The organism is Aminobacter sp. MSH1, from assembly GCF_003071665.1.
In the GTDB taxonomy this organism is placed as follows: Bacteria; Pseudomonadota; Alphaproteobacteria; order Rhizobiales; family Rhizobiaceae; genus Aminobacter; species Aminobacter niigataensis.
In genome coordinates this window covers 2,805,858-2,825,615 of the sequence record NZ_CP026265.1, presented here as the reverse complement: position 1 = coordinate 2,825,615, position 19,758 = coordinate 2,805,858, and the positions used below count along the sequence as shown (strand labels likewise).

Here is a 19,758-nt window from a genome sequence, read left to right as displayed (position 1 = left end):
GCCTCAGCGCAGCTTGAGGGTGGAAAGACCGATCAGCGCCAGGATGACGGCGATGATCCAGAAGCGGATGACGACCTGGCTTTCGGTCCAGCCAAGTTTTTCGAAGTGATGGTGGATCGGGGCCATCAGGAACACCCGCTTGCCGGTCATCTTGAAGAAGCCGACTTGGATGATGACCGACAGCGCCTCCATGACGAACAGGCCGCCGACGATCGCCATGACGATCTCGTGCTTGGTGGCGACCGCGACCGTACCGATCAGGCCGCCGAGTGCCAGCGAACCGGTGTCGCCCATGAAGATGGCCGCCGGCGGCGCGTTGAACCAGAGGAAGCCGAGGCCAGCACCAATGACAGCACCCAGGATGACGGCGAGTTCGCCGGTGCCTGGCACGAAATGGATCTGCAGGTATTCAGCGAAGACCGCGTTGCCCGAGAGATAGGCAATGACGCCGAACGAGGCCGCGGCGATCATGATCGGAACGATGGCGAGGCCGTCGAGACCGTCTGTCAGGTTCACCGCATTGCCCGCGCCAACGATGACGAAGCAGGCGAACGGGATGAAGAACCAGCCGAGGTTGAGCAGGAAGTCCTTGATGAACGGGAAGGTCAGCGACGACGAGAACGGCGCCTGGCCGTTGTGCATGATGATCCATGCGGCGATGGCGGCAATGACGAACTCGATTCCGAGACGCGCCTTGCCGGACAGGCCCAGATGCGACTGCTTGGTCACCTTGAGATAGTCGTCATAGAAGCCGATGGCGCCGAAGCCGAGCGTGACGAACAGCACCACCCAGACATAGACGGAGGTGATATTGGCCCAAAGCAGCGTCGAGCCGATGATGCCGCACAGGATCATCAGGCCGCCCATGGTCGGCGTGCCGGCCTTCTTGAAGTGCGTCTGCGGGCCGTCGGCGCGGATCGGCTGGCCCTTGCCCTGCCTCAGGCGCAGGGCGTTGATGATCGCCGGGCCGAAGATGAAGACGATCAGCGCCGAGGTGATCAGCGCGCCGCCGGTGCGGAAGGTGATGTAGCGGAAGACGTTGAAAAACGACACCTTGTCCGCAAAGTCGACAAGCAAAGTTAGCATGCGTATCCGTCCCCCGAGACCCCGTCAGGTCGCTGTGGTGTTGCCGGCATGCGCCGGGAATGTCTTGACGAGCGCGTCGACGAGCCTGGAAAAACCAATGCCCTTCGACGACTTGATCATGACGGCGTCGCCGGGCTGAAGCGTCTGCAAAAGGACAGCCTTCAACTCTTCGACACCGGTGCGATATTCCGCCCTGAACCCCTCGGGCAGCGTATCGGCAAGCGCTTTCATTTCGGGTCCCGCCATCAGCACCATGTCGGTCCTCGTCGAGCCGATCAGCTCGGCGAGCCCGGCATGCAGCTTGGCCGAATGGCTGCCGAGCTCAAGCATGTCGCCGAGCACGGCGATCCGCCGGCCGGCGCCATGGATCGGCGTTGCATCGAGCAATTCGATCGCCGCCTTCATCGAGGCCGGATTGGCGTTGTAGCTCTCGTCGATCAGGGTGATCGGGCCGTTGGGCAGGAGCAGGACATGGCGCTGGCCGCGGCCGCTCTCGGCCGACATCGAGGCAAGTTCCGTCGCGACAGTCGGCACGTCTGCGCCGCAGAGATGGGCGGCACCAAGCACGGCGAGCGCGTTCTGCACGATGTGTCGGCCCGGCGCGCCGATGCGAGCGGGCACGTCGCGGCCGCCGATGCGCGCCACGATCATCGAATGGTCGGCCTCGAGCGTGCATTTCAGCAGCCGGAAGTTGGCGCGCGCGTTCTCACCATAGCTCATAACGTTGTCGATGCCGGCGGCGCGGGCGAATTTCTCCAGCAGCTTGAAGCGGCCGTCGTCGCGGTTGAGCAGCACCGCCCCACCCGGCTCGACGCCTTCGAAGATTTCGGCCTTGGCCTTGGCGATCTCGTCGAGATTGCGGAAGAAACCGAGATGGGCGGCGGCAATCAGCGTCACGACGGCGATATGAGGCCGGACCATGCGCACGAGAGGGCTGATCTCGCCCGGATGGTTCATGCCGATCTCGAAGACCGCATAGTCGCAATCCTCCGGCATGCGCGCCAGCGTCAGCGGCACGCCCCAATGGTTGTTGAAGGAAGCAGCCGAAGCATGCACCTTGCCGACCGACGAGAGTGCGTGGCGCAGCGCTTCCTTGGTCGAGGTCTTTCCGACCGAGCCAGTGACGGCGATGATGCGCGCCCGCGAGCGGGTCCGCGCCGCAACGCCAACCTTTACAAGGGCTGCGAGCACATCGGGCACGACGATCATCGGCGCGCTCAGACGCCCGAGCGCCGGCAACTTGCCTTCGGCAACTACAAGCAGGCCAGCGCCTGCTTTGATGGCGGCGGTGGCGAAGTCGTGGCCATCCATCGTATCGCCTTTGATGGCGAAGAAGGCTTCGCCAGGCTTCAGGCTGCGGCTGTCTATGGATATGCCCGATATGCCTTCAGGCATCTGGCCGAAGGGACGGCCGCCTGTCGCCTCGACAAGTGCCTCGGAGGTCCACAGCAGGCTCATGCCGAACTCCGGGCGAGCGCGTTGCGCACTTCCTCATGATCGGAGAAATGCAGCGTTTCCGCGCCGATCGTCTGACCTTCCTCGTGGCCCTTGCCGGCAACGATCAGCGTGTCGCCTGCATGGAGCATGCTCACCGCCTCGTGGATGGCCTGCCTGCGGTCGCCGATCTCGATGGCGCCCGGTGCCGCCGCCATGATTGCGGCGCGGATGGTTTCGGGCACTTCCGAGCGCGGGTTGTCGTCGGTGACGATGGTGACGTCGGCCAGTCGCGTGGCGATTTCGCCCATGATCGGACGTTTGCCGCGGTCGCGGTCGCCGCCGCAGCCGAAAACGACGATGACACGGCCTGTCGTGAACGGCCGAACCGCCGCCAGGACATTTTCCAGTGCATCTGGCTTGTGGGCGTAGTCGACATAGACGGGCGCACCGGCAGCCGTCGTGCCGACCAGGTCGAGGCGGCCTGGCGCGCCTTCGAGATACTCCAGTGCCCCGAGCGCCTTGGCGACATCGGTTCCGGTGGCAATCGCAAGACCGGCGGCCACAAGCGAATTGGCGACCTGGAAGTCGCCGGCCAGCGGCAGGTCGATCTCGTAGATCGTGCCATCGCATTCGATCTCGGCGCGCTGCCGGTGGCGTTCGTGTTCGACCCGCTTGAGGCTGAGGAAATCGCCATGGCGGCCGACGGTAAGTACCTTGAGGCCGGCAGCACGCGCCGCAGCGATGGTCGGCTGTGACCACGGATCGTCAGCGAAGACGACCGCCGGAGCGCCCTTCGGCAGCAGCGCATCGAACAGGCGCAGCTTGGCGCGGTGATACTCCTCGACCGTCGGGTGGTAGTCCATGTGGTCGCGGCCGAGATTGGTGAAACCGCCGGCTGCCAGCCGCACGCCGTCGAGGCGGCGCTGGTCGAGTCCATGGCTCGACGCCTCCATCGAGGCATGAGTCACGCCGGCGTCCGCGAGTTCGGCAAGCAGCTTGTGCAACGCGACCGGGTCCGGAGTAGTCAGCTGTCCGTATTCGTTGCGGCCGGGCGCCACCACACCTGTCGTGCCGATGCTTGCGGCGGCATAGCCGGCATGCTTCCAGATCTGTCGCGCGAACGCTGCCACCGAAGTCTTGCCGCTGGTGCCTGTCACCGCAACCATGGTTTCTGGCTGGCGGCCGTAGAATTTGGCGGCAGCCAGCGCCAATGCCTGGCGCGGATCATCGACAGATATCACTGGCACGCCGGCCGAGCCGAGCTGGGCCCCCTTGGCAGCGATGACGGCAACGGCGCCGCGCCTTGCGGCATCGCCGGCATAGGCGGCCCCGTCGGCCTTGCTTCCGGATACGGCAAAAAACAGCGTTCCTGGCATCACCTGCCGCGAATCCGACGAAACTCCACTCACCTCGACATCTCTGGGCAGAACCCCATCGACGGGCAGGATACCGGCAAGGTCAATCAGTTTCATCGAGTTCCGTTCGCTACATACAAAGCGGCGCGCCGCCGGCGCGCCTGCAGAATCAGGGATAAGAAGCCAGAGTTGCACCACCTTCTTGGCCGAATTCTGGCTTGACGCCAAGCAGAGGCGCCGAACGCCGGATAATATTGGCCACCATCGGTGCAGCGGTGAAGCCTGCCGTGGCTGAACGGGTTGACCCCTCCATCTTCGGCTCGTCGATGATGGTCAGCACCAGATATTGCGGATCGTCCATCGGAAAGGCGGCGATAAAGGCGTTGAAGTTCTTTTCCTTCGAATAGCGCCCGTTGACGACCTTTTCAGCCGTACCGGTCTTGCCGCCAACGCGATAGCCGGGAACCGTGCCGCGCTTGCCGGAACCACCCGGCGCCGTCGCGTTCAGATTGTACAGATAGCGCATTTCTTCGCTGGTCTTTTCGCTTACCACCTGCCTTGAAACAGCCATTGCCTCTTCCAGGGTTCGTGGCAGGAAGGTCGGCGTCATGTAACGGCCGCCATTCATCAGCGCCACCGTGCCGGCCGCAGTCTGCAACGGCGTCGTCGAAAAGCCGTGACCGAACGCAGCGGTGATCGAATGCACCTTCTTCCAGACCTTCGGCTCGGTCGGACGAGCCGTTTCGGGAAGTTCAGTCTGCAGGCGGTCGAGCAGGCCCAGGCGCTTGAGGAATTCGCGGTGCCCTTCGATGCCGACGACGTCGGCCTCCTTGGCCGAGCCGATATTGGACGAATAGATGAACACCTCCGGCACAGTCAGCACCCGGCCCTTGCCGTGGAAGTCTCGGATGGTTTGGCGTCCGATGGTGATCGGACGGCTGGCGTCGACGGTGCTGTTGAGCGTCATCTTGCCCGAATCGAGCGCCATTGACGTGGTGAAGCTCTTGATCGTCGAGCCCATTTCGAACAGACCCGCCGACATGCGGTTCAGGCGGTCCTTGTCCTGGGCGTTGAACGGGTTGTTTGGATCGAAATCGGGAACCGAGCCCATGGCCAGTACTTCGCCGGTCTTGACGTTGATTACGACAGCACCTGCAGCGATGGCACGATACTTTTCGAGCGCGGTGACCAGTTCGTCCCGAACGATGTGCTGGACGCGCAGGTCGATCGACAGCTTGACCGGCTTGAGGTCCTTGGCGATCGCCAGCCCGGAGGCCTGCAGATCGGCGAGCCCCTGGTCGTCGATGTATTTTTCGAGACCGGAAATACCCTTGTTGTCGATGTTGGTCAGGCCAATGATGTGCGAGGTCGTCTCGCCGCCGGGATAGAAGCGCCGCTTTTCGGTACGGAATGCAATGCCGGGAATGCCTAGTTGCATGATCTCGGCCTGCTGCTTGGGCGTCAGCTGCCGCTTCAGCCAGACGAAGCCTGTGCCGCTTTTGAGCTTGAGGTAGGTCTGCTCGACCTCGAGGTCGGGCAGCACGGTCGACAGCTTCTCGATCGCCTCGTCGGCGTCGACGATGCGGCGCGGTTCGGCAAACAGCGATGCGGTCTTGATATCGGTTGCCAGGACCTCGCCATTGCGGTCGACGATGTCGGGGCGTGAGGCGGTGACGCGCGATTCAGGTCCGCTCGACATCTCGGGGTCCTGCATGGCGAGATAGACGAGACGGCCGCCGATCGTCGCGTAGATACCGAAGAACACGGCCATGGTCATGACGACGCGGTTGCGCGTGCGTCCGCCGGTGGCTTTCCGCGCGCTGTCGACGACGATGGAGCTGTCGCCCGCGCTGCGCTTCTTGCCGAACAATCCGATCATTGGGCGATCCCTCCGGTCGTGGTCTGGTCCGGCGCAATTTCGGCAACCCCGCCAAAACGCTCGCTCGTGATGTCTTCGATGGTCAGCGGGCGCACCGGCAGATCCTTGAGACTGACGATCTGGCGGGCATCCACGGACTGAAGCTTGAGTTCCGCCTCATAGGTCTGGGCCAGTTTCTGCAGCCGCGACGGCTGGGTGAGCAGGCTCCAGTCGGCCTTGAGCAGGTCGGTAGTGTCTTCCTCGAAGCGGATTTGCGCCTGGATCTTGCGGACGGCATCGAGCTGGTTCTCGGCCTCGTGCTTGGTCTGGTAAGTGAAGGCGGCAGCGCCGACCATTGCGGCGATCAGCACGATGTCACTGGTGCGGAACATGGGCTCACCTTTCTCCCGACTGGCTGACGTCGGGAAGCTTCGGAAGTCCGAAAATGGAAAAGTCTTCGCCGCGCGGCGCAACGCTCGTGCGGACCGCGGCACGCAGCTTGGCCGACCGCGAACGTGGGTTGATCGCGGTCTCGGCGTCGCCTGGCCCGACCGCATTGCCCGCCTTGGTGAAGGTCGTCGCAATCACTTCGAGTTCCGGCATGTAGCGCGAACGCGACGGCGCGCTGGAGCGATCGGCGATGAAGCGCTTGACGATCCGGTCTTCGAGCGAATGGAAGGTGACGACCACGAGGCGTCCGCCGGGCTTCAGCGCACGCTCGGCGGCAAACAACGCCCGCGCCAGTTCGCCGAGTTCGTCGTTGACGTAAATGCGCAGCGCCTGGAACACGCGCGTCGCCGGATGGATCTTGTCCTTGGGGGCGCGGCCGATATGCGTTTCGATCGCATCCGCCAGGTCGAGCGTACGCTCGAACGGCCGCTTTTCCCTGCGGCTTTCGATCATGCGGGCGATGCGCCCGGCATGACGCTCCTCGCCGAGGAAACCGAAGATGCGCGCAAGATCACCGGCCTTGAAGCGATTGACGACATCGGCGGCACTCGCACCCGCCTGGGCCATGCGCATATCGAGCGGGCCGTCGGCGCGGAACGAGAAGCCGCGCTGTGCCTGGTCGAGTTGCATCGACGAAACGCCGATGTCGAGCACCACGCCATCGACCAGTTCGACATGTTCATCGAGGCTGGAGAACGGCGCCTGCACCAGGCGCAGCTTGCCGCCCGATTGCGCCTCCAGATCACGGCCGGCAGCGATGGCATCGGGGTCGCGGTCGATCGCCACGACGGAAGCACCGGTCGCCAGGATGGCCTTGGTATAGCCGCCGGCGCCGAACGTGCCGTCGATGACGACTTCGCCCGGCTGCGGCTTGAGCGCGGCCAGGACCTCGGCGAGGAGCACCGGAATGTGGCGGGCCGGTCCGCCGACAGCATGTTGGTCATCGCCGTGACCCGCCATCATTCCGGTCGCTCCCCAGGCTTCGTCCCCTGCCGAAGCTTCAAGAGCCGGGCGCGAACATCCGCGCCATGGCTGCGCAGCCGCTCCGGCTCCCACATTTGAAAAAACTGCCCACGCCCGACAAAGGCCACGTCGGTGGTGATCCCCGTATGCTCGCGCAGGAAATCCGAGACCGAAATGCGCCCGTCCTGGTCGAGTTTCAGGAACGTGCTGTCGCCATGGATGAAAAAGGACATGTCGTCCGCCGTCTGCAGGAACGGATCTTCTTGTGCGATGCGCTGCTCGTAACGGTCGAGCAGGTCGAGCCCACCGACATCGAGCGCCGGAACGTCGAGCGCCCTCAACGCATAAAGCTCGGCGTATCCGCGCTTCTGCAATACGGCACGGAAATGCGCCGGAACGGAGACCCGTCCCTTCGCATCGATCCTGTTCACCGCATTTGACAGAAACCGATCCATCGTATGATCCGACCGCTTCCGCGGCCGCGCCCCTCGTCGTCATGTCGCCCGCGCCCCAATGGCCCGGCCCAACCGCAAATCCAGACTGTCTCCGTTGATCGACAATGCATCGCCATCCGCAGCCGCCGCGACTGCCGGATCGGCGAACGCCTCACCCTCTACTGGAACGAAATCATGGTTACCGATTTGGGATAACATGGGGTGATATGGGCGTCAACGGGAACAGGGTGCACTTCAATGCCTTGACGGACCTTTCGAGCCCTCTCATGGCATCCCGATTTTTATGATCCCTTAAGGCTAACGAAGGGTTACGAGCGGCTGGCACAAGACGAGTTCCCTTGCCCGGTCGCGCCACTGCCCTTAGCGTCGGACGCCACCTTCACCGAGAGCCCGCAAACCATGACGAATGCATCGAGTTCCCGCGCAGCAAAGCTAGCCCACCTGCGCCGCGCCAGGCTCTCCGTCGGCGACCCCATTCCCCTGCCCTTGACCATGGCGGCAATCTTCCACGCTCCCGGCGACGCCACCGGCTTCAACCAGTACGGCCGCTTCAGCAATCCGACCTGGGACGCGGTCGAAGAAATGCTCGGCCATTTGGAAGACGCGCCCTGCGTGGCGTTCCCATCGGGAATGGGGGCGATCTCGGCGGTGTTTTTCGCCTTGCTCAAGTCAGGCGATCGCATTCTGCTGCCGTCGGACGGCTATCACACCACCCGGATCCTGGCCGAGCGCTTCCTCGGCGCCTTTGGCGTTGCCTGCGACGTCAGGCCGACATCGACATTCCTCGACGGCGGCTTCGACGGCTATCGGCTGGTCTTTGTGGAAAGCCCTTCCAACCCTGCACTCGACATCTGTGATATCGCGGCGGTGGCGGCGGCGGTCCACAAGGCCGGCGGCCAGTTGATGGTCGACAATACCACCATGACGCCCTTCGGCCAGCGGCCGCTCGACCTCGGCGCCGACATCGTCGTCGCCGCCGACACCAAGGCGCCCAACGGTCATTCGGACGTGCTGTTCGGCCACGTCGCCAGCCGCAACGCCGAAATCGTCACCGCCGTCGCCGAGTGGCGGCAGAATGCCGGCGGCATTCCGGGACCGTTCGAAGCCTGGCTGGTCCATCGCGGCCTGGAGACGCTCGAATTGCGCTTCGACCGCATGTGTTCGTCGGCGGAAGTCATCGCGCAGAGGCTGAAGCAACATTCGGCTGTCAGCGGCCTGCGATACCCGGGCCTGGCCGACGACCCGTCCCACAATCTGGCGCGCGCCCAGATGGAGCGCTTCGGCTTCCTGATCAGCTTCGACCTCGGTTCGGAAGAAAGGGCCGAGGATTTCATCAACGGCTGCGAACTGATGCATGCGGCGACATCATTCGGCGGCGTCCACACGGTCGCCGAACGCAGGCTCCGCCGCGGCGATGCGGTCACGCCGGGCTTCGTCAGGCTTTCAGTCGGCTGCGAGCCGGTCGAGGAATTGTGGGCTGCGATCGAGGCGTCGCTGGACAGGGTCGGCGGCTGAACGCTTACGAAGCCGTCCGCCTGATGTGCACGGGTTGGCCTCAACGACCTGCTTGGCCAAGCCGCTTGCGCGCTTCGGCCTTTAGCTGATCCATCGTGGCGAACTGCCCCGGCCCGCTATCGATGCCTTCCTGGATCAGGGCGCACAGTTCCTCGATAGTGTGTAACCGAAGAGGTCGCGTCGTTCCTTCCAGAGCCGCAATGCGTCGCGGATGACTTCGCTGGCGGAGGCATATTCCCCGGCATCGACCGCGCCATCGACGGCGGCGGCAAGTTCGGGCGAGAGCGTGATGCTGCGCTTGTCGACATGACCCATGGCTACTGCTCCCGCTTGCAGCAATGGTACGATCAAATCGCACCAGGCTCAAGAAAAGCGGCGGGGTTTGCCCTGGCGGGCGACATCGGCGCCCTTGACTCAAGACGCGCAAGCATCGCCGCAAGTCGCTGAAGTCATGCGGCTAAAAGGCAGCGCCAGCTGGCCTGTAAGCCGGGTTCTGTATGGCCCCCGCGCCTTGCGGCACGGGAACGTGGCGACCATTCTTCTTGGACGCATGTTGCCATGCGCCTCACGCAACCTACCCGGGCGGTGAGCCGGAAACAGCCCTGAGGGTCGCCCCTCGTACCGCCCCTATTCGGTTTTGCTCCCGGTGGGGTTTGCCGTGCCGCTCCTGTTGCCAGTCGCGCGGTGGGCTCTTACCCCACCCTTTCATCCTTACCGCGGAAAACCGCGGCGGTTTGCTTTCTGTGGCACTTTCCCTGGGGTCGCCCCCGCCGGCCATTAACCGGCACCGTGTATCCATGGAGCCCGGACTTTCCTCACCCGCGGCCTTTCGGCAATTGCGGGTGCGGCCGCCCGGCCAGCTGGCAAGGCGTATAGAATGGTTCGCACGGCAAAAGGCAAACAAAAACGTGCGCCGTCCCGGGAACCATCCCTGTCTTCGGGCCGTTAGCCGCCGATACGAGCCTGCACTTTTTTGCAATAGGCGGCAGAAATCGGGTTCATGCGTTTGGCGCCGTGGCCGGCGTTGTATTTGAGGATCGTGCCGCAGGTGGTGCCGCCCGAAAGCTCATGCGCCTTGGCCAGATATTTGAGGCCAAACTTGATATTGGTTTCCGGGTTAAACAAACCCTTGGCCGATCCCGAATAGCCCATCATCCGTGCCGTTGCCGGCTTGATCTGCATCAGGCCGATCTCGCCGGCCTTGCCACGCGCGTTCGGGCGATAGTTGCTCTCGACGCTGATGACGGCATGCGCAAGCGACACTGGCACGCCATAGGACGAGGCATAACGCGCGACGATTTCGCCGAACGGCGCATTCGACTTGGTTGCCCTGGCCGTCTTTCCGGCCTGTTCCTTGACGGTCTTGGCACCCTTGGCGCCGATCGATGCAGTCTTGAAATTGTCGATGGCAGCTTCTTTCTTGGAGCTGCAGCCGAAGAGATAGGGGCAATCGTCCGCCGCCTTGTTCATCTTGGCTTTTGTGGTGGTTTCGATGATCGCCTTCGAGGCCCTGACTGCTCCGTCCTGGGCGTGAGCGGCAAAAGAAGTCAGGCCGGCGGCTAACGCCACCGCAACAACGGTCAAATTCTTCATGTTATCCTTGTTCTCGAACAGGCCGCGCGACAGCCGAAAGCTGTCGTGCAGCATCCCTTCCTCGACGCCGGGGCCCTCTTCGGGGCATGGCAGGATTAGCCGGCGCCTTGCACGGAGATGCATGTGACGGGCGAACTGGCGGGAAAAATGGCCGGGCAAGTCACAAAGGGTGACAGGTTGTAATCTTTGCGAATCAGCTACCTAGGCTAGTCAAGGCTTCCTTCGAGGGACGAAAGCAGCCGCCGCAAGGTCGAAATTGTCGAGGCATCGGCCACCCCGTCAACACAGCTGGTGCGAAAATGTCGTTGAAAAGCTTGGACAGTTACCGTTGTCTGGGCATCGAAATGGCCGGTGATCTCGACACCGTATCCATAGAGCGCCAGCATCGACTGCAGCTCCTCGACAGCGTTGCCGACCTCGCCAGGTTGCATTTCCCGGCGCCCATTGCGCGGCGAAGGTGCGACCCAATGACCTATGCCGGCCTCGTGCAGCGTGCGCCACGAAAACTTCTCACCCGGGTCAACCTTGCGCCCCAGCGCCACATCCGAATGCGCCAGCACACGTTCGGGCGGCACATTGTGGCGCTCGGCAATGCCCTGGCAGAGCGCGATAACCGCCTCCATCTGCCGCCGTGGAAAAGAACGATAGCCGAAGGCATGGCCGGGATTGACGATTTCGATGCCGATCGAACAGGAGTTGATGTCCGTCTGGCCACGCCAGGAACTCTTGCCGGCATGCCAGGCCCGGTCGCTTTCGCGCACCATCTGCACGATACGGCCATCCTCGTGCACAAGGTAGTGCGACGACACCTCGCTCGCCGGATCGCACAGCCAGGCCTCGGCGCCCTCGCCGGTTTCCATGCCGGTGTAGTGCAGCACGATCATGTCGGGTTTCACACCCTCACGCCGCAGCCCGAAATTGGGCGATAGCCGGACCTCGGCATGCGGGTGGTCGGGTTGGAAACCGCTCATGCGTGCCGCAGCCCCCTTTCGATCATTTCGTAGGCCGCATTGATTGCGGCTATGCGCGTCGTGGCGATTCGGATGAACTCTTCCGGTAGGCCGCGTGCAATCAGCTTATCGGGATGGTTGTTGGCGACAAGCTTGCGATAGTGCTTGCGCACATCCTCGAACGATCTGCCGCGCTCGATGCCGAGCACCCGATACGGATCGGCCTCGCCGAGATCGAGATGGCGCGCCAGGATCGTCTGGTAGTGGGATTCCTCGATACGGAAGATCTCCGACACCCGATGCAGGAACGTGCTCTCGCGCTGATGCAGCATTCCATCCGACTTGGCGATGTGGAACAGCCCGTCGAGAATGTCCTCGAGCATGCCGCAGTTCGCATGGCCGGAGCCGCACAACCGGGCCATGCGCTGGGCATAGAGCTCGTAGCCGGCAACATCCTGCTGGGCGAGGTCGTAGAGGCGAGCCACGTCGCGCGCATGCTCGGGCGGAACCGCAAAGATCTCGTAGAAGGCGCGAACCTCGTCCTGGGACACCACGCCATCGGCCTTGGCCATCTTGGCCGAAAGCGCGATCATCGCCACCGAAAAAGCGACGCGGCGGCGCAATTCGGCATCGCCTGAAAAGACGGTTCGGACAGCCTCCACGACATCGGCCACGCCGTTTGCCGCCGAGGCCGAGATACGCGCAATGAAGTCGCCGAGGCGGTCCCAAATCGACATGGCCGCTTCTTAGGATGAAACATTCGCAAATGCGAGATGCCATTGCGCTCGACGCATAACTTTGTCGGCACTGCATGCCCTGGACCAAAACTCTGGACCAACGGAAAATCCACGACGAGAAAGCCCGCCCCCGCTAACGGTGCGCTATGGATGCGCGCAACACCACGCAGTCGACCCACAGGCCTTCCCGCGAGACCATCGGGCTCGCTCTGGGAACGCTTGGCGTCGTCATCTTCGGCGGCACCTTGCCGGCGACGCGCGTCGCGCTGACCACATTTACGCCCTGGTTCGTCACCCACGGCCGCGCCGCGATGGCGTCCCTTGCCGCGGCCCTGCTGCTCTTCATCCTGCGCAAGCGCTTTCCGAAGAGCGATGCGCCGGCATTGTTCCTGGCCGGCCTGCTTCTGGTGTTCGGCTTCCCGATCTTCTCTTCGATCGCCATGCAGACCGTGCCCGCTTCGCATGGCGGGGTGGTGCTCGGCGTGTTGCCGCTGACCACCAGTATCTTCGCTGCGATCATCGGCGGCGAGCGGCCATCGGTCTTTTTCTGGATCTGCGGGGTCGCCGGCGCCGTCCTCGTCGTCACTTTCGCCATAAGCGACAGCGGCATGCAGCTTTCGACCGGCGACCTGTTCCTGTTCCTCGCAGCCCTGTCGGCCAGCCTGGGCTATGTCGTCTCCGGCAAGCTTTCGCGCCACATGCCGGGCTGGGAGGTCATCTGCTGGTCCTTGATCCTGACCGCCCCCATCTCCGTCCCCGCGGCGATCTGGAGCTGGCATCCTGAATTCACCCAGGCCACGTCGTCAGAGACCTTCGCGTTCTTCTATCTCAGTTTCGGCTCTATGTTTCTGGGGTTCTTTGCCTGGAATGTCGGCCTCGGCATGGGCGGCATCGCCCGGGTCAGCCAGGTCCAGTTGCTTCAGTCTTTCGTCACGCTGGCCATATCGGCATTCCTGCTCGGCGAACATGTGGGCGCGCATACGGTGCTGTTCGCCCTCGGCGTCATCGCCATAGTCGCTCTCGGCAGGCGCGCGCGCGTCTCGCGCTGAGACCCAACGAAAAAGGCCGGAGCAGTTGCTCCGGCCTTTTCCTCCTCCCGCTCGCTTACTGTGCGGGGGCTGCCGGTTCGACCGGCTTGGGCTGCATCGTGTCGTGGTTCTGCATCTCACCGTCAGTGCCGGTCTCCGGCGTCGGCGTGATGCTCTGGGTGGTCGAGTTGTCGGTGGCCGGAGGGGTCGCCTCGGGCGTTGCGGGCGCCGGTGTAATCGGTGCCGGCTCCTCGGTGGCGGGCGGCTGCACGCTCTGCGTCGTCGTGTCGTCGGTGTCGCTGCAGGCAGCAACGCCAAACAGTGCGATGGCAGCGACCGAACCAAGAATGAGCTTCTTCATGACAATCTCCTTTCGCAACGGCCCGTCAGGCGGGCGTCGGAGAGAAAATGCATGGGCGTGGCGGCGGTTTCATAACGTTCGGAGTCCGGCTGTCACATTCCCAGGCAGCCCGGCAATGTCGCACAGGCGTCATTTGGGCGTCACCGCGCTGTCACGCCGGTGCGCTACCCGCTGCGGCCAACAACGAAGCGGGGAATCGCATTTCCATGACCGACGTTTCCGGAGAACTTGTCTTTCGTCGCGGCAAGAAAGTTGGAAAGGCAGTCTACCAGAACCACCCGCTTTCCAAGGAAGGGCTTTCAGAGCGCCTCTTCGCGCTTCTGTTTTCCGGCCTGGTCTACCCCCAGATCTGGGAAGACCCCGAGGTCGACATCGAAGCGATGCAACTGGCCCAGGGCCACCGCATCGTCACCATAGCCTCAGGCGGCTGCAACATCCTCGCCTACCTCACACGTTCACCCGCCCGGATCGATGCCGTCGACCTGAACGCCGCCCACATCGCGCTCAACAAGATGAAGCTGGCCGCCGTCCGCCACCTGCCGTCGCAGGCCGACCTGTTCCGCTTCTTCGGCACCGCCGGCACCGAGCACAACTCGCATGCCTATGATCGCTTCATCGCCCCCCATCTCGACGCCGCCACCCGCGGCTACTGGGAGCGCCGCAACTGGCGCGGCAAGCGGCGCATCGCAACCTTCGACAGCAATTTCTACAAGACCGGTCTGCTCGGCCTGTTCATTGCCGCCGGCCACCGCGCGGCGAAGCTTTATGGCGTCGACCCCGCCGGCATCATGGCAACCGGCAACAGGGCCGAACAGCGCCGCTTCTTCGACGAACACCTGGCCCCGATCTTCGACCGCCGCGCCCTGCGCTGGATAACGTCGCGAAAGTCGTCGCTGTTCGGCCTCGGCATTCCGCCGGCGCAGTACGACTCCCTGCTGACCTCGGGCGACGGTTCGATGGCGGGCGTGCTCCGGGCTCGCCTCGAAAAGCTCGCCTGCGATTTCCCGCTCGAGAACAACTATTTCGCCTGGCAGGCCTTCGCCCGCCGCTATCCGGAGCCCGGCGAAGCCGCGCTGCCCGCCTATCTCGAGCAGGCCAACTATGCGACCATTCGGGACAACGTCGATCGCGTGGCGATCCATCACGCCAATTTCACCGAACTGCTCGCCGGCAAGGATGCCGGTTCGGTCGATCGATACGTCCTGCTCGACGCCCAGGACTGGATGAGCGACGTTCAGCTCAACGCCCTGTGGACCGACATCACCCGCACCGCAGCCCCCGGCGCACGCGTCATCTTCCGCACCGCCGCCAAGCCGAGCCTGCTGCCCGGCCGCCTGTCGCCTGCTCTTCTCGACCAATGGACCTACGCAGACGAGATGTCGCGCGACTTCACCGCGCGCGACCGTTCGGCGATCTATGGCGGCTTCCACCTCTATGTGAAGAAGCCCTGATGAGTGCGCCCGAGCTCTCGGCCAGCCATTCCGGGCTGATGGACCGCGTCTACCGGCATCAGCGCCATATCTATGATCTGACGCGCAAATATTACCTGCTCGGCCGCGACCGGATGATATCGGAGCTGTCCCCGCCCACTGGCGGAACCGTACTCGAACTCGGCTGCGGCACCGGGCGCAACCTGATCCTTGCCGCCCGGCGCTTTCCGAACGCCCATTTCTACGGCCTCGACATTTCCGCCGAGATGCTGGCAACAGCCCGGGCATCGATCGCCCGGGCCGGCCTTTCGGACCGCATATCGCTGGCGCAGGCGGATGCAACCTCGTTCGACGCCGCTGCCCTGTTCGGGCGCAGCGGCTTCGACCGGGTGTTCGTCTCCTACGCCCTGTCGATGATCCCCGGCTGGGAGCGCTCGGTTTCCGCTGCGCTCTCGGTGTCAGATGGCTCGCTCCACATCGTCGATTTCGGCCAGCAGGAAGGCCTGCCCTGCTGGTTCCGCAAGCTGCTTCGCGGGTGGCTTGGAAAATTCCATGTTTCGCCACGCGAGAGGCTGGCCACGGAGATCGCACAGCAGGCCCAGGCTGCAGGCAAGAGCTTTCGCTTCACCTCGCTGTACCGAGGTTATGCCTGGCTCATCGTCGTGGGCGGACCGAAGCCTATTTGAGCGCCGCCACCAGCGCCGCCAGCATGGCCTGTGGCTTGTAGTGCAGCTTCGACGGCGTCAGCCCCATGCGCACCACCACCAGATTGGCCGATGGCACGATCGCCACCGTCTGCCCGTCATGGCCCTGCATCCAGAACGCATCCGCAGGCAGGTCGAAGCCGGCGTCGGGATCTTCGCCTTCGGGCGAGCCGCCTTCGGGGCCGCGCAGCCAGAGCTGGCCACGGCCATATTCGCCGTTCGAGGCGGGAGCCGCCTCCCGCATCCACGCAACATACCCTTCCGGCAGCACGCGCGTGCCGTTCCACACCCCATCCTGCAGCAGGAATTGGCCAAAGCGCGCCCAGTCATGCGCCGTGGCATAGAGATAGGACGAGCCGGCGAAAGTGCCGCGCCCATCGGCCTCCAGCACCGCACTTGTCATGCCGAGCGGCCCGAACAGCTTTTCGTGCGGCCAGGCAAGCGCCTTGGCGGGATCGCCGACCGCATCCTGCCACAGCCGCGACAAGAGCAGCGTCGTGCCGCTGGAATAGGAAAACACCTTGCCGACCTCGCCGGCCAGCGGCTTGGCTTCGGCGAAGCTCGCCATGTCGGGTTCCAGATAGAGCATGCGCGTCACGTCGGTGACGTCGCCATAATCCTCGTTGAACGCGAGCCCGCTCGACATCGCCATCAGGTCCGCCAGGCTGATCGCTGCGCGGCCGTCGGCCTTCCACCGCTCGAACAGCCCGGTCTTGTCGACCGACATCCTGCCCTCGCCGACCAGCGTGCCAATGATCGCCGCCGTCACCGTCTTGGTCATCGACCAGCCCAGCAATGGCGTAGTGGCGCTGAAACCCTCACCGTAGCGCTCGCCGGCGATCCGGCCGTTCTGCACCACGACGATGGCCCGCATGCCCGGGCCGGTAAGGCCGGCGTCGTCGAGGATCGCAGCAATGGCCGGGTTCTGCGAGGCATCGACCTTGTCGCCCTCCGGCCACAGCGCATCGCTCTTGGCTGCGGCCGTGGCCGCAACGGTGCCGAGCGCCGCCGCAGCGATGTCGCCATCCGGCACGTTGCTGCAGCCGGCGCCGTCATGCATCACGGCCAGCCCCCGGCCGAAGATGCCGAACAGCCCCGCCTGCACAGTTCCGGCGCTGTCGTCGACATCGACCGACATCAGCCTGAGCAGCGGATGCCCCGGAGCCTGGACATCGTCGGCCAGCACCTGACTGGCATCCCGGCCGGCAATGAAGACGTTGGAGCAGACGATCTTGGCGGCATAGCCCGAGCCGACCCGGATCAAATCAGGCGGCGCGAAATAGAGCCAAGCGGAGAGCCCCGCAACCACCACGACGACAAGAACCACCAGCCACTTCAGGACCTTGCCGAGCATGCGCATTGCTGTCCCCGCCCCGCTGTCTTGCTTCCGCCTTGGAATTGCCGTCATTCCTCACGCAAATCTTTGAGGCTGTCGAGCGCGATCAACGGTTTATCAACCATGATCGGCGATCACAGAGGGGGATATGCGGTGTCTCGGGGAAACCGCCGATCCATCAGAACAGTATCTGGCCGCAGGGCCTGCCCCATAAACGATGTGCTCTGGCCGGTTCTGCCGGTCGCAAGGAGAAGTAATGCGCCGCGTTTCGGCTCTTGTGCTGCTCGCCTTTCTCGGCGCCTGCTCGACATCGGACACCCTGTCGCTTGCCCCGACGGGCAAGCCAGGCGCCATGGCCAGCGTTTCGGTCAAGAATCCGCGCTTCAGCGACAGCGATCCGCACCAGTGGGAAAGCGGCGCGCCCTGGACCTATGCCGTCCACGGCACCGACGTTTCGAAGTACCAGACCTCGATCGACTGGCAGCAGGCCAAGGGCAGCGGCATCTCCTTCGCCTTCATCAAGGCGACCGAGGGCGGTGACCGCGTCGACGACTATTTCGGCGAGCACTGGCGCGAGACCAAGGCTGCCGGCGTGCCGCGCGGTGCCTATCACTTCTATTATTTCTGCCGGCCGGCTGCCGAACAGGCGCGCTGGTTCATCCAGAACGTGCCCAACGAGCGCTCGGCCCTGCCGCCGATCCTCGACATGGAGTGGAATCCGCAGTCGCCGTCATGCAAGCTGCGGCCGCCGGCAGCCACGGTGCGCAGCGAGATGAAGATCTTCCTCGAAATGGTCGAAAACCACTACGGCAAGAAGCCGATCATCTACACATCGATCGATTTCTTCGACGACAACGATCTGTCGACCTTCCGCGGCTATCCCTACTGGCTGCGCTCCGTCGCCGGCCATCCGACCTCGAGATACGGCAGCCACCCCTTCACCTTCTGGCAGTACACCGGCACCGGTGTCGTGCCAGGCATCAGGGGCGACGCCGACATCAACGTGTTCAACGGCACCGAGTCCCACTGGAAGAAGTGGCTCGCCGCCAACACGAGGTAGTATTTTTCCCCGCAGCCCTGCCTGCACCGCCGGGCTGCGTATTTCGCATGGCAGATGCGACAAGAAGAGGGGGTGCGGCCCTCGTCCTGGTTCTGTAGAAGGCGCGGCAAAGACATCGACTTGGCCGTCTGCCTGCATTTCGCCATCCGGCGAAGGCAACAACCCGGAATGACGGGCCAAGCAGGAGACCTGCCCAATGAATCTGCTGAGCAAAGCGCTGGCCGCTGTTCTGTTCGCCACAGCCGCCGCGCCCGCTATCGCCCAGGACACCGCCGCCGTATCCCAGGCCGCGCCTGCGGCAACCTCTGAATGCGGCGACGATTTCGCCACCTGGAAGCAGAACCTCGCCAACGAGGCCCGCGCCGCCGGCGTCGGCGAGAAGGGCCTGTCGGCGCTGGCAAATGCCGTCATCGACCCGAAGGTGCTCGAGCGCGACCGCGCCCAGGGCGTCTTCGCCCAGACCTTCACCCAGTTTTCCGAGCGCATGATCAGCGACTACCGGCTCAAGCACGGCGCTGCCAACCTGCAGAAATACGGCCAGTACTTCGCCAAGGCCGAACAGGATTATGGCGTGCCCGGCCCTGTCATTGCCGCCTTCTGGGCGCTGGAAACCGATTTCGGTGCCGTGCAGGGCAATTTCAACGCGCTCAACGCGCTTGTCACGCTGGCCCATGACTGCCGCCGCCCGACGCTGTTCCGTCCGCAGGTCGTGCCGCTGCTGACCCTGATCGACCGCAACGTGCTGCCCGCTGACGTCAAGGGCGCCTGGGCCGGCGAGATCGGCCAGACCCAGATCCTGCCGTCGGACTATCTGGCGCGCGGCGTCGACGGCGACGGCGACGGCACTGTCGACCTGCGCAACACGCCGGCCGACGTCATCCTCACCACCGGCAAGAAGATCCAGTCGCGCGGTTGGAAGCGCGGCGAGCCCTGGATCGAGGAAGTCCGCGTGCCCGCCGAAATGGCCTGGGAAGAAACCGGCCGAACCAACAAGCAGCCGCTCGCCAGATGGGCGGCGATGGGCGTCACCATGCGCGACGGCACCCCGCTCAAGGACACCGGCCTCAAGGCCGGCATCGTGCTGCCGATGGGTCGCAAGGGCCCTGCCTTCCTGACCTACGACAATTACGACGTCTATCTCGAATGGAACCAGTCGGCGACCTACACGCTGACCGCCGCGAACCTGGCGGCACGCCTCGCCGGCCAGCCAGCCTTCGATCGCGGCAATCCCGACGCGGGCCTGACCGGCGACGCGATGAAGCAGTTGCAGCAGAAGCTCTCCGACAAGGGCTACGATGTCGGCGGCATCGACGGCATTTTGGGCACCAACACCCGCGAGGCCATCCGCCAGGAGCAGATGCGCCTCAAGCTGCCGGTCGACGGCTGGCCGACGGACGAGCTGCTGGCGAACCTCTAGGCGAGTAGCGAGTAGCGAGTAGC

19 protein-coding genes and 1 other RNA gene are annotated in these 19,758 nt (G+C 64.1%); 6 read left to right on the top strand and 14 right to left on the bottom strand.

Annotation, left to right across the window (positions count from 1 at the left end):
• Positions 1-3: 3 nt before the first annotated feature.
• The 7 genes from mraY to mraZ are packed head-to-tail and all read right to left on the bottom strand — an operon-like array spanning position 4 to position 7,604.
• Positions 4-1,086, bottom strand: coding sequence for a phospho-N-acetylmuramoyl-pentapeptide-transferase (gene mraY, locus CO731_RS13940; protein WP_108607624.1), 1,083 nt, complete (start codon positions 1,084-1,086; stop codon positions 4-6).
• Positions 1,087-1,110: 24 nt separating this feature from the next.
• Positions 1,111-2,544, bottom strand: coding sequence for a UDP-N-acetylmuramoylalanyl-D-glutamyl-2,6-diaminopimelate--D-alanyl-D-alanine ligase (locus CO731_RS13935; RefSeq protein WP_108607623.1), 1,434 nt, complete (start codon positions 2,542-2,544; stop codon positions 1,111-1,113).
• Positions 2,541-3,995: a UDP-N-acetylmuramoyl-L-alanyl-D-glutamate--2,6-diaminopimelate ligase gene (locus CO731_RS13930; RefSeq protein ID WP_108607622.1), complete on the bottom strand. Its 1,455-nt coding sequence runs from the start codon at positions 3,993-3,995 to the stop codon at positions 2,541-2,543. Before CO731_RS13930 ends, CO731_RS13935 begins: the two co-directional genes overlap by 4 nt.
• Before the next feature lie 52 nt (positions 3,996-4,047).
• Entirely contained in the window at positions 4,048-5,757 is a 1,710-nt protein-coding gene (locus CO731_RS13925; protein WP_108607621.1) for a penicillin-binding protein 2, read from the bottom strand.
• Positions 5,754-6,128, bottom strand: coding sequence for a hypothetical protein (locus tag CO731_RS13920; RefSeq protein WP_108607620.1), 375 nt, complete (start codon positions 6,126-6,128; stop codon positions 5,754-5,756). Before CO731_RS13920 ends, CO731_RS13925 begins: the two co-directional genes overlap by 4 nt.
• A 4-nt stretch (positions 6,129-6,132) precedes the next feature.
• Entirely contained in the window at positions 6,133-7,149 is a 1,017-nt protein-coding gene (rsmH, locus tag CO731_RS13915; protein WP_108607619.1) for a 16S rRNA (cytosine(1402)-N(4))-methyltransferase RsmH, read from the bottom strand.
• Entirely contained in the window at positions 7,146-7,604 is a 459-nt protein-coding gene (gene mraZ, locus CO731_RS13910) for a division/cell wall cluster transcriptional repressor MraZ (RefSeq protein ID WP_055969736.1), read from the bottom strand. Before mraZ ends, rsmH begins: the two co-directional genes overlap by 4 nt.
• Before the next feature lie 399 nt (positions 7,605-8,003).
• Between mraZ and CO731_RS13905 the strand changes: the two genes are divergently transcribed.
• Entirely contained in the window at positions 8,004-9,119 is a 1,116-nt protein-coding gene (locus CO731_RS13905; protein WP_108607618.1) for a cystathionine gamma-lyase, read from the top strand.
• Between the two features lie 135 nt (positions 9,120-9,254).
• Here CO731_RS13905 and CO731_RS13900 read toward each other — a convergent pair whose 3' ends face one another.
• The 5 genes from CO731_RS13900 to CO731_RS13880 all read right to left on the bottom strand — a co-directional run bounded on the left by CO731_RS13900 (position 9,255) and on the right by CO731_RS13880 (position 12,399).
• The gene (locus tag CO731_RS13900; RefSeq protein WP_343207428.1) at positions 9,255-9,434 is read right to left on the bottom strand and encodes a type II toxin-antitoxin system ParD family antitoxin; all 180 of its coding nucleotides are present in this window, start codon (positions 9,432-9,434) and stop codon (positions 9,255-9,257) included.
• A gap of 151 nt (positions 9,435-9,585) precedes the next feature.
• Positions 9,586-9,983: RNase P RNA component class A (gene rnpB, locus CO731_RS13895), an RNA gene on the bottom strand.
• 81 nt (positions 9,984-10,064) lie between these two features.
• A complete protein-coding gene (locus tag CO731_RS13890; RefSeq protein WP_245439343.1) occupies positions 10,065-10,766 on the bottom strand; it encodes a transglycosylase SLT domain-containing protein in 702 nt (233 codons plus the stop codon).
• A 152-nt stretch (positions 10,767-10,918) separates the two neighbouring features.
• Entirely contained in the window at positions 10,919-11,683 is a 765-nt protein-coding gene (locus CO731_RS13885) for an N-acetylmuramoyl-L-alanine amidase (protein ID WP_108607617.1), read from the bottom strand.
• On the bottom strand, positions 11,680-12,399 hold the full coding sequence (locus CO731_RS13880; protein ID WP_108607616.1) for a DnaJ family molecular chaperone: 720 nt from the start codon (positions 12,397-12,399) through the stop codon (positions 11,680-11,682). The genes CO731_RS13885 and CO731_RS13880 overlap by 4 nt, the downstream gene beginning before the upstream one ends.
• A gap of 146 nt (positions 12,400-12,545) precedes the next feature.
• On the opposite strand from CO731_RS13880, the gene CO731_RS13875 reads away from it, so the two are divergent.
• Positions 12,546-13,448: a DMT family transporter gene (locus tag CO731_RS13875; RefSeq protein ID WP_108607615.1), complete on the top strand. Its 903-nt coding sequence runs from the start codon at positions 12,546-12,548 to the stop codon at positions 13,446-13,448.
• A gap of 55 nt (positions 13,449-13,503) precedes the next feature.
• Here CO731_RS13875 and CO731_RS13870 read toward each other — a convergent pair whose 3' ends face one another.
• Positions 13,504-13,788, bottom strand: coding sequence for a hypothetical protein (locus CO731_RS13870; RefSeq protein ID WP_108607614.1), 285 nt, complete (start codon positions 13,786-13,788; stop codon positions 13,504-13,506).
• Positions 13,789-13,994: 206 nt separating this feature from the next.
• On the opposite strand from CO731_RS13870, the gene CO731_RS13865 reads away from it, so the two are divergent.
• Both CO731_RS13865 and CO731_RS13860 read left to right on the top strand, forming a co-directional pair.
• On the top strand, positions 13,995-15,239 hold the full coding sequence (locus CO731_RS13865; RefSeq protein WP_108607613.1) for a DUF3419 family protein: 1,245 nt from the start codon (positions 13,995-13,997) through the stop codon (positions 15,237-15,239).
• Complete coding sequence (locus tag CO731_RS13860) at positions 15,239-15,904, top strand: class I SAM-dependent methyltransferase (RefSeq protein ID WP_108607612.1); 666 nt, start codon at positions 15,239-15,241, stop codon at positions 15,902-15,904. Before CO731_RS13865 ends, CO731_RS13860 begins: the two co-directional genes overlap by 1 nt.
• On the opposite strand, the gene CO731_RS13855 is transcribed toward CO731_RS13860, so the two are convergent.
• Positions 15,897-17,282, bottom strand: coding sequence for a serine hydrolase (locus CO731_RS13855; protein WP_108607611.1), 1,386 nt, complete (start codon positions 17,280-17,282; stop codon positions 15,897-15,899). The genes CO731_RS13860 and CO731_RS13855 overlap by 8 nt on opposite strands.
• 232 nt (positions 17,283-17,514) lie before the next feature.
• Here CO731_RS13855 and CO731_RS13850 point away from each other — a divergent pair, with 232 nt between their 5' ends.
• Complete coding sequence (locus tag CO731_RS13850) at positions 17,515-18,318, top strand: GH25 family lysozyme (RefSeq protein WP_108607610.1); 804 nt, start codon at positions 17,515-17,517, stop codon at positions 18,316-18,318.
• A gap of 196 nt (positions 18,319-18,514) precedes the next feature.
• Positions 18,515-19,735 carry a lytic murein transglycosylase gene (locus tag CO731_RS13845; protein WP_108607609.1) on the top strand — a complete coding sequence of 407 codons (1,221 nt, stop codon included), beginning with the start codon at positions 18,515-18,517 and terminating at the stop codon, positions 19,733-19,735.
• Positions 19,736-19,758 lie beyond the last annotated feature (23 nt).

Coding starts and splice junctions, on each gene's coding strand:
- mraY (WP_108607624.1), bottom strand. CDS start 1,086: ATGCTAACTTTGCTTGTCGACTTTGCGGACAAGGTGTCGTTTTTCAAC.
- CO731_RS13935 (WP_108607623.1), bottom strand. CDS start 2,544: ATGAGCCTGCTGTGGACCTCCGAGGCACTTGTCGAGGCGACAGGCGGC.
- CO731_RS13930 (WP_108607622.1), bottom strand. CDS start 3,995: ATGAAACTGATTGACCTTGCCGGTATCCTGCCCGTCGATGGGGTTCTG.
- CO731_RS13925 (WP_108607621.1), bottom strand. CDS start 5,757: ATGATCGGATTGTTCGGCAAGAAGCGCAGCGCGGGCGACAGCTCCATC.
- CO731_RS13920 (WP_108607620.1), bottom strand. CDS start 6,128: ATGTTCCGCACCAGTGACATCGTGCTGATCGCCGCAATGGTCGGCGCT.
- rsmH (WP_108607619.1), bottom strand. CDS start 7,149: ATGATGGCGGGTCACGGCGATGACCAACATGCTGTCGGCGGACCGGCC.
- mraZ (WP_055969736.1), bottom strand. CDS start 7,604: ATGGATCGGTTTCTGTCAAATGCGGTGAACAGGATCGATGCGAAGGGA.
- CO731_RS13905 (WP_108607618.1), top strand. CDS start 8,004: ATGACGAATGCATCGAGTTCCCGCGCAGCAAAGCTAGCCCACCTGCGC.
- CO731_RS13900 (WP_343207428.1), bottom strand. CDS start 9,434: ATGGGTCATGTCGACAAGCGCAGCATCACGCTCTCGCCCGAACTTGCC.
- CO731_RS13890 (WP_245439343.1), bottom strand. CDS start 10,766: ATGCTGCACGACAGCTTTCGGCTGTCGCGCGGCCTGTTCGAGAACAAG.
- CO731_RS13885 (WP_108607617.1), bottom strand. CDS start 11,683: ATGAGCGGTTTCCAACCCGACCACCCGCATGCCGAGGTCCGGCTATCG.
- CO731_RS13880 (WP_108607616.1), bottom strand. CDS start 12,399: ATGTCGATTTGGGACCGCCTCGGCGACTTCATTGCGCGTATCTCGGCC.
- CO731_RS13875 (WP_108607615.1), top strand. CDS start 12,546: ATGGATGCGCGCAACACCACGCAGTCGACCCACAGGCCTTCCCGCGAG.
- CO731_RS13870 (WP_108607614.1), bottom strand. CDS start 13,788: ATGAAGAAGCTCATTCTTGGTTCGGTCGCTGCCATCGCACTGTTTGGC.
- CO731_RS13865 (WP_108607613.1), top strand. CDS start 13,995: ATGACCGACGTTTCCGGAGAACTTGTCTTTCGTCGCGGCAAGAAAGTT.
- CO731_RS13860 (WP_108607612.1), top strand. CDS start 15,239: ATGAGTGCGCCCGAGCTCTCGGCCAGCCATTCCGGGCTGATGGACCGC.
- CO731_RS13855 (WP_108607611.1), bottom strand. CDS start 17,282: ATGCGCATGCTCGGCAAGGTCCTGAAGTGGCTGGTGGTTCTTGTCGTC.
- CO731_RS13850 (WP_108607610.1), top strand. CDS start 17,515: ATGCGCCGCGTTTCGGCTCTTGTGCTGCTCGCCTTTCTCGGCGCCTGC.
- CO731_RS13845 (WP_108607609.1), top strand. CDS start 18,515: ATGAATCTGCTGAGCAAAGCGCTGGCCGCTGTTCTGTTCGCCACAGCC.